Source organism: Streptomyces sp. CBMA123 (assembly GCF_014596465.1).
Taxonomy (GTDB): Bacteria; Actinomycetota; Actinomycetes; order Streptomycetales; family Streptomycetaceae; genus Kitasatospora.
Genome location: NZ_MECK01000013.1, coordinates 76,317 through 83,745, shown reverse-complemented (window position 1 = coordinate 83,745; position 7,429 = coordinate 76,317). Strand labels below are relative to the sequence as shown.

At 71.9% G+C, this 7,429-nt stretch carries 7 protein-coding genes; 2 read left to right on the top strand and 5 right to left on the bottom strand.

Annotated features, from left to right (window positions below; translation table 11 throughout):
* Positions 1-124 precede the first annotated feature (124 nt).
* The gene (locus tag BG452_RS03625) at positions 125-457 is read right to left on the bottom strand and encodes a hypothetical protein (protein WP_188302657.1); all 333 of its coding nucleotides are present in this window, start codon (positions 455-457) and stop codon (positions 125-127) included.
* Between BG452_RS03625 and BG452_RS03620 the strand changes: the two genes are divergently transcribed.
* Together BG452_RS03620 and BG452_RS03615 are read left to right on the top strand one after the other, a co-directional pair.
* The gene (locus BG452_RS03620) at positions 440-796 is read left to right on the top strand and encodes a hypothetical protein (RefSeq protein ID WP_188302665.1); all 357 of its coding nucleotides are present in this window, start codon (positions 440-442) and stop codon (positions 794-796) included. The two genes, BG452_RS03625 and BG452_RS03620, sit on opposite strands and share 18 nt — an antisense overlap.
* A 294-nt stretch (positions 797-1,090) precedes the next feature.
* Positions 1,091-1,492: a hypothetical protein gene (locus BG452_RS03615; protein WP_188302656.1), complete on the top strand. Its 402-nt coding sequence runs from the start codon at positions 1,091-1,093 to the stop codon at positions 1,490-1,492.
* A gap of 322 nt (positions 1,493-1,814) precedes the next feature.
* Here the strand turns inward: BG452_RS03615 and BG452_RS03610 are convergent, their stop codons facing one another.
* The 4 genes from BG452_RS03610 to BG452_RS03595 form a co-directional block, all read right to left on the bottom strand.
* Complete coding sequence (locus tag BG452_RS03610) at positions 1,815-2,102, bottom strand: hypothetical protein (RefSeq protein WP_188302655.1); 288 nt, start codon at positions 2,100-2,102, stop codon at positions 1,815-1,817.
* An 89-nt stretch (positions 2,103-2,191) separates the two neighbouring features.
* Positions 2,192-4,579, bottom strand: coding sequence for a non-ribosomal peptide synthetase (locus BG452_RS03605; RefSeq protein ID WP_188302654.1), 2,388 nt, complete (start codon positions 4,577-4,579; stop codon positions 2,192-2,194).
* Positions 4,580-4,683: 104 nt separating this feature from the next.
* Positions 4,684-6,096, bottom strand: coding sequence for a serine hydroxymethyltransferase (gene glyA / locus BG452_RS03600; protein WP_188302653.1), 1,413 nt, complete (start codon positions 6,094-6,096; stop codon positions 4,684-4,686).
* Entirely contained in the window at positions 6,093-7,361 is a 1,269-nt protein-coding gene (locus BG452_RS03595) for a condensation domain-containing protein (protein WP_188302652.1), read from the bottom strand. Before BG452_RS03595 ends, glyA begins: the two co-directional genes overlap by 4 nt.
* Between the last annotated feature and the right edge of the window lie 68 nt (positions 7,362-7,429).

Sequence of the window (7,429 nt, the reverse complement as noted above, 5' to 3'; positions counted from 1 at the left end):
GCGGGAGCCGCACCCGCCGGGCGGTGCGCGCGGAGCCCGCGCGGCCTGTCCATAAGCGCGCCGCGCGCTGCTGGAGCTGTCCATCGCGCGCGGGCTGGCGCGCGGCCGCGCCGGCCGCCCCGGTCTACCAGCTGGTGAGGTGCTCCCCCAGGGCCCGGCGCAGCGGGGCGAGAGCGCCTTCGGCGTTGGGGCAGCGCAGGGGTTCGCCGCTGGCGGCGTTGGCGATGAGGCTGCTGTCGATCAGGGCGGTCCAGGTGCCGCGCTGGACGTCGTACTCTTCGATCCAGCCGACCGGGCGGCCGCCTTGCTGGAGTTCCTGGACGCCCGGGTGGTCGGGCCAGGTGAGGTGGACCAGGCCGTCGTCGAGCGAGGCGCGGTGTGGGGTGCCGAGGCCGCGGTCGGAGGGCGTGCTCCAGCCGGTCGGGCGCTTGAGGGCCAGGTGCTGCACGTCGGGCATCGCGCGCTCGGCGCGCAGTCGGTCGAGGTGCGCGCGGTGCAGGACGTCCAGGGCCTGGCCGACGGAGCGGTGGGTGCGGGCCCCGCTGGCGGGTTCGGTCAGGATGTCTGCGGCCTGGGCGTCCCGGTACTGGGCGGCGATGTGGCCGGCCTGCCCCCACGGCCCGTCCGGCAGCGGCGCGGTCCAGCCGACCGGTCGGCCGCCCTGCTGGAGCTCCTGGACGCCCGGGTGGTCGGGCCAGGTGAGGCGGACCAGGCCGTCCCCGACGGCTTCCTCCCCTCGGTCGAGGGCGAGGAGGACGCGGCCTTCGAACCGATGCTCCGTCTGCCGACCGAGTAGGACAGCCGCGCCACGCAGCGCAGCGCGGCGCGGTGCGGTGCGGTGCGCGGTGCGGACCGCACGGCCGGTGCAGTGCGGCTCCGCGCGCTTCTGGAGCTGTCCATCGCGCGCGAGCTGGCGGGCGGCCGCGCCAGCCCCCCCTGCTGATCGGCAGGCGCGGCGGCGGAGTACGGTCTCGGGTCATCGCACCGACGGATCGAAGGAAACCCATGCGCCGCGCCGCCGCAACCTGCCTGCTCGTGACCGCCGCCGCCCTGGCGGGCTGCGAGCAGCACCCCCGCAGGCAGCAAGGCGGTGGCCACCCCGGCCTCCGCCTCCGCTTCGGCTGCTTCGACCACGGCGAGCACCGTCGCGAGCCCCAGCGCCAGTGACAGCCCCGCGCGGGCCTGGGCGCTGAACTCCCCGCAGCACAGCGCCGTGACCAGCGCCTTCATCCCCATGGCCGCGACCATCATGAGCGCACACGGGGACACCGCGAAGGTGGGCAAGGCCTGCACGGCCGTGGCCAAGACGGTCAACGGCCAGCAGCCGGAAGCGGGCTCACCCGCGGAGTGGGGTCAGGCCCTCGGCTACCTGCAGAAGGCCGCCAAGCTCTGCGACCCGGTGACCGCCGGTGACGCCGATGCCTACGACCAGATGCAGGGTGACTTCTCCAGCGCCGTGAATCACCTCAAGCCGCTGACCGACCAGATCTGACAGCCGCCGGTCGTCGAAAGAGGCAACCGTACTGGCGCACCTGCGGAACACCAGCGACGCTCGTTCTGTATCGCACGACGGAGCTGGTGGCGTCCTCGATCAGCAGCCGCACGTGGTTGTCTGCCAGTTCGCGGAGCGCGGCCATGTGAGGGAGTCCTCGATCCCAGCAGCGCGCCCCGCGCGCTTCCTACGCCTGGTACTGCGACCTCATCGCCGCCCACACGGGGCGGCACGTGCGTTAGTCGGCATCCGGCTGCTACGGGGCGCTCAGCTGCTCGGTGACTCGGCGAGAGGCGGCCCCACCGTCGTGGCGCAGCTGCCTTCACTCGTCCTCGGGGCCGGGGGCGTCGGCCGGTCGGGGCGTCACCACGGATGTGGTCGCGAGGGCGCCTGCGGACCGGACCTGATCGTTCGCCCGCATCACGGCGAAACGCATAACGGTGCCCGCTGCGCGCGTGCAGCTGAGTGCCTCCGACAGCAACTCGCGCTGGGTCGCACGGTCGGCTGACGGTCGCCGGACGGCCGCCTCGGCGAGGAACGACGCCGCGTCGGCCAGTTGGCATGCGGCTGCGGCGAGGGCGTCCTGCGGCTGGGCCGTCGACCGGATCACCTCCGAAGCGCTGTGAAGGAGCGCTACTGCGCCTGCGAGACCCTCCGACGACACCGGTTCCTGCCTCGTCCGGTGGTCCTGCGGGTGCCTCATGGTGTTCCGTCCGGACCGTCGTCGGCGATCTCGCGCAGCCGGGCGGACAGGCTCTCGACGGTGGGATTCCGGAGGATGTCGCCCAGAGTCAGCCGAGGGTCGATGCCGGCGATGCAGCGCATGGCTTTCAGGGAGTCACCCCCGATGGTGAAGAAGTCGGTCCGGGGCCCGACCCGTTCCACACCCAGGACCTGCCGCCAGACGTCGACGATGCGCTGCTCCGGCAGGTCCGTCGCCCACGTGTCGTCGAGCGTCTCACGGCTGGGTGGCTGCGCTTCGGGATGCAGGTCCTGGAGCGCCCGGCGATCCAGTTTCCCGTTAGCACTGAGCGGCATGGCGTCGAGGACCATGACCGAGGTCGGCACCATGTAGCCCGGCAGGACGGAGGCCAGGTGCCGGTGTAGTTCGTCGGGATCGACGCCGTGGCGATCGAGGACCGTCACGTACCCCACCAGCCGCAGGTCACCCGTCCGGTCCGTGTACGGTCCGGCGACGGCGTCAGCGACGGCGGGGTGACCTTTCAACGCGGCTTCCACCTCGCCCAGTTCGATGCGGAGCCCACGGATCTTGACCTGGAAGTCGGAGCGGCCCAGGAGCTCGATCACGCCGTCGGGCCGGTAGCGTGCCAAATCGCCGGTGCGGTAGACGCGTTCCTTCGCCACGGGCCCGTGGCTCCACTCCGTGAACCGTTCGGCCGTTCGCTCCGGCTGGTCGACATAGCCCACTGCCAGGCCGACGCCGGCCAGGTAGAGGTCACCGGCGACACCCGGCGGGACGGGTCGGCGGTGCCGGTCGAGGACGTAGGCGCGCTGATTGGCCATCGGACGCCCGTAGGGAATGCTGGGCCAGTCCGGGTCGACCTCGGTCACCTCGAACAGGATCGAATGGATGGACGCCTCGGTGGCGCCGCCGAGCGCGAGGAATCGCAGTCCAGGCGCCAGCTTCCGGGTCCGGTCGGGCAGGTCGACCGGGATCCAGTCACCGCCCAGCATCGCCGCGCGCAGGGTCGACGGGGGCTTCGCGCCGTTCCTCTCCACGTGGTCGACCAGCATTTCCAGCAGCACCGGGGCCGAGTTCCAGACGGTGACACCTCGCAGGGACACGAGGTGCGCCCAGTGAGCCGGGTCCTTCGCCCGGCCCCGGGACGGCAGGACGAGCGTTCCACCGGCCAGTGTGATGCCCAGCATCTCGTAGACGGACATGTCGAAGCTCGGTGAGGAGAGGCCGAGCACCTTGTCACCGGGGCCGATCCCCAGATGGGAGTTGAGGTCCGCCAGGTTGTTCACGACCCCGCGGTGGCGCAGCGCGATGGGTTTCGGCACCCCCGTCGACCCGGAGGTGTAGATGACGTAGCAGAGCGAGTCGGCCCCCGCACCGCTGTTGACGGCGCCGTCGGGGAGTGCGTCGACGACCGGGGCGTCGCGGTCCAGCAGGACCAGCGGCGGGCCGGAGTCCGCGGTCGCGGTGCGCAGATTGTCGGCCAGGTCGCTGCGGCTGACGAGCGCACCGCAGGTGACCCCTCTGAGCATGGTTGCCAAGCGCTGCTCCGGGTAGCCTGGGTCGAGCGGCACGTAGGCACCGCCCGCCTTGAGCACGGCGAGGACCGCGACCAGCAGGTCCGCCGACTGCTCGAGGCAGAGGCCGACCAGGGACCCGGGCCCGATGCCCAGGCCGCGCAGGTGGCGGGCCAACCGGTTGGCCTTGGCGTCGACCTGCCCGAAGGAGAGTTCGCCGTCCTCGGTGATCAGGGCCGTAGACTCCGGTGCGGTCTCGACCCGCGCCTGGAACTCCTCGTGCAGGCAGCCGCGGTAGGGTGATTCGGCTGCGGTCCGGTTCCAGTCGACGAGTATCCGCCGTTCCTCCTCGGCCGTCAGGATCGGCAGTTCCGAGATCGGCAGCTCCGGTTCCGTGAGGCCGGCTTCCAGTAGTACGCCGTAGTGGCCGAGCAGGCGTCGGACGGTCTCCGCTTCGTGGAGCCGGGGATCGTAGTGCGCCTCGACCTCGGTTCCAGTTGGCGAGGCCTCGACGGCGAGCAGCAGTTCGCCGCTCGACGGGAGGGGGAACGCGGGGGCCGGGCGGCCGGGGTGGAAGAGGACCGGGACCGAGGTGTCGTCGGTGTGCCCGGTGTCACTGCCCTCGCCGGACCGGGCGTCGGCCAAGGCGGTGCGGGCCGCCTGCACGACGTCGGTCAGCGAGAACCCCCCGGACAGGGTGAACGAGGAGACCGTTGTGGCCTGGAGCCGTCGCGGGTCCGCGCCGGCGATGCCGACGGTGAAGCTCTCCTGCTGCGAGAGGCGGTGCAGGAGGACGAGGGCGACGGCGAACAGCGCCGCCTCGTCCGGGACCCCGTGGTGGCCCGTCGAGCCGGACAGTCGTACTGTCACCCGCTCGCTGAGGTGTCCCGCACCGGGCCGGCGAGGGCTGTCGGTGGGAAGCACGAGCGGTGCGGCCCGTTCGGCGGACTGTCGGCCGGGACTCGGGTGCGTGGTCATCGGGCCTCGGCCCCTTCCTGGTCGTCCTTTGGTGTCGGGTACGAGGGCAGTGGGAACCTCGTGCACAGCTCTTCGACCTCGCCGCGTACCCGGTTCCGCAGGCCCGGGTCGACCGCGGCATCGAGGTCGTCCCGGCTGATCGCCGCGAGGACGGAGTCCACCAGTTGTGCGCAGTGCTTCATCTCCGCCACGCCCATGCCCCGCTGGGCGAGCTGATTGGTGCCCAGCCGGAGCCCGCTGGTGACCATGGGCGGCAGGACGTCGCCCGGTATCCGGTTGCGGTTGGCGAGGATGCCGCACTCCTCCAAGGCGCGTTCGGCCGCGATCCCCGTGACGCCTTCCCGCACCACGTCCAGCAGGACCATGTGGTTGTCGGTCCCGCCGGTCAGCACATGGTGTCCCAACGACCGCAGCTCGTCCGCGAGTGCGCTGGCGTCCTCCACGATCCGTCGGGCGGTGTGCTGGAACTCCCGCTCCGCGACCAGGGCCAGGGCCCGGGCCTTCGCGGCGATGGCTGCCGGGTCGGGCGTCCCCTGGAAGCGGGGGAACACCGCGCGGTCCATCAGCAGGGCGAGCGGGGTGACGCCGTCGGGGCCGGGCGTCGTGTGCTCCCGGCCGATGAGGATCAGGCCGCCGCGCGGGCCGCCGAGCTGCTTGTAGGTGCTGGTGGTCGTCACATGGGCCACGTCGATCGGACTGGGGTGCTGACCTGCTGCCACCAGACCCGCGATGTGGGAGATGTCCGCGAGGAGATAGGCCCCGACGGAATCGGCGATGGCCCGGAACCGCGCGAAGTCGATGGTGCGCGGATAGGCGCTCGCCCCCGCGATGATCACGGTCGGACGGTGTTCCCGGGTCAGTGCCGCGACCGTGTCGTAGTCGATGAGGCCGGCGGCGTCGAGCCCGTAGTGCACCGCCTTGAACTGGTGTCCGGTGACCGACGCCCGGGCGCCGTGGGTGAGATGGCCGCCGGAGTCCAGCTCAAGACCCAGCAGGGTGCCGCCCGGAGGCAGCAGGGCCGAGAGTACGGCGAGGTTCGCGGACGAGCACGAGTGCGGCTGCACGTTGGCGTACTGGGCGCCGAAAGCGGTCTTGGCCCGCTCGACGGCCAAGAGCTCGATCGAGTCGAAGTAGGCCGTTCCGGGGTGGTAGCGGGCCCCGGGGTAGCCCTCGGCGGTCACGTTCGTGACCGCCGCCGCGCCTGCGGCCAGGACCGAGGAGTCCGCGGTGCTGGAGGACGCCACCATGGCGAGCGTGACGGCCTGCCGGTGCACCTCGGCGTCGAGCAGGCTGGCGAGTTCCGGGTCCGTGCTGATCAGCCGCTGTGCCCCCCGGTTCAGCAGACCGACCTGGTCCGGGGTCCGACCGGGCGTTCGGAGCTGCTTCCGCGCTGTTGCTGTCGGTGTCATCGGGAGTCTCCTTCGACGTTCTCTGCCAGCACTTCGAGATGGTGGTCGAAAGCCGCCCGGAGATCTCCGAGACGCTTCGCCCAGTGGCCGTGGGTCGGGGCTTGGATGAGCCCCGACAGGGGGCCGTCTCCCAGGTCGTGCAGTTCCATGAGCACCTCGGACTGGTTCCCGAACGGGCCCGTCGAGACGGAGCGCAGCTGCGTGCCGCCGACCTCCCGGGCCGGCCGGGGCCAGTTCTGGAAAGTGAACAGTGCCTGGTACAGCGGCATCCGACGGGTCCGCTGGGGTCGGCAAGCCCGGACGATCTGGTCGAAGGGCAGTTCGACGCCGTCGACGGCGTCGATGACGCCGTTCCACACCCGCTGCAGCCCGCCCGGCGTGGACGGGGCGCGCATGCGGACAGGTACGGTGTTGAGCAGGCATCCCACCTCGTCGTCCTGTTCCGCCGTACGGGTGGCCACCGGTATTCCGACGCAGAAGTCGGTGGCGCCGCCGACCTCGCCGAGCGCGCGGCCGTAGGCGGCGAGCAGGAGCCCGTACGGGGAGACCGCCTGGCCCCGGGCGGCAGTCCGCAGTCGCTCGGCCAACTCCTCCGGGACGCCGAAACGCTGTCGTTCGGTGCTGTCCATGGCCAGGTCGCGCTGGCTGAGCTCGGCTCCCTCGTGCGGAAGGTCGGGAACCGCGTCGAGGACGGCCCGCCACTTCGCGACCAGCTCGGTGCGGCGTTCGGCCCGCAAGACGGGCGCCGCGGAGCGTCGCCGCTGGGGGAGAACCGGTGCGGTGCCGGTGGATGCGCCCTGTGCGTAGGCGGTGGCCAGGTCTGCGGCCAGGACCTCGTCGGACAGGCCGTCGAAGACGGCGTGGTGAAACAGCAGGAACAGGTCCGCTTCCTCGTCTTCCTGGACGATCGCGGCGCGCTGCACATCGGCCCGGTCGAGGTCGAAGGGGCGCGCCGCCAGGGCGGTGAATGCGTCGTCGGGTGTCGTGCCGGGCGCCAGCCGCGCCACGGGCGAGGTGACCGGGGTGGCGCGGACACTGCGCACGAGCTGATCGTCCTGGATCCGGAAGGCAGTGCGTAGCGCATCGTGCCGTTGCCGGACGGCGTCGAGCGAGTGTTGGAGGAGTTCGAGGTCCACGGGGCCGGTCAGGTGGATCCGGGCCGCCGCCAGGTTGGCCCGGGCGCCCGGTGTCAGTTGTTCGGCGAACCAGAAGCGTTGTTCCGCGGCGGACGCCGCGTGCGGGGGCGGCGCCTGGTGGGCCGTCATCGGCGAGGGAGGGAGGTCTGGGCGGATGTCCGCCGTGTGGTGGTCACTTTCCGGTGTTCCTTCGGCTG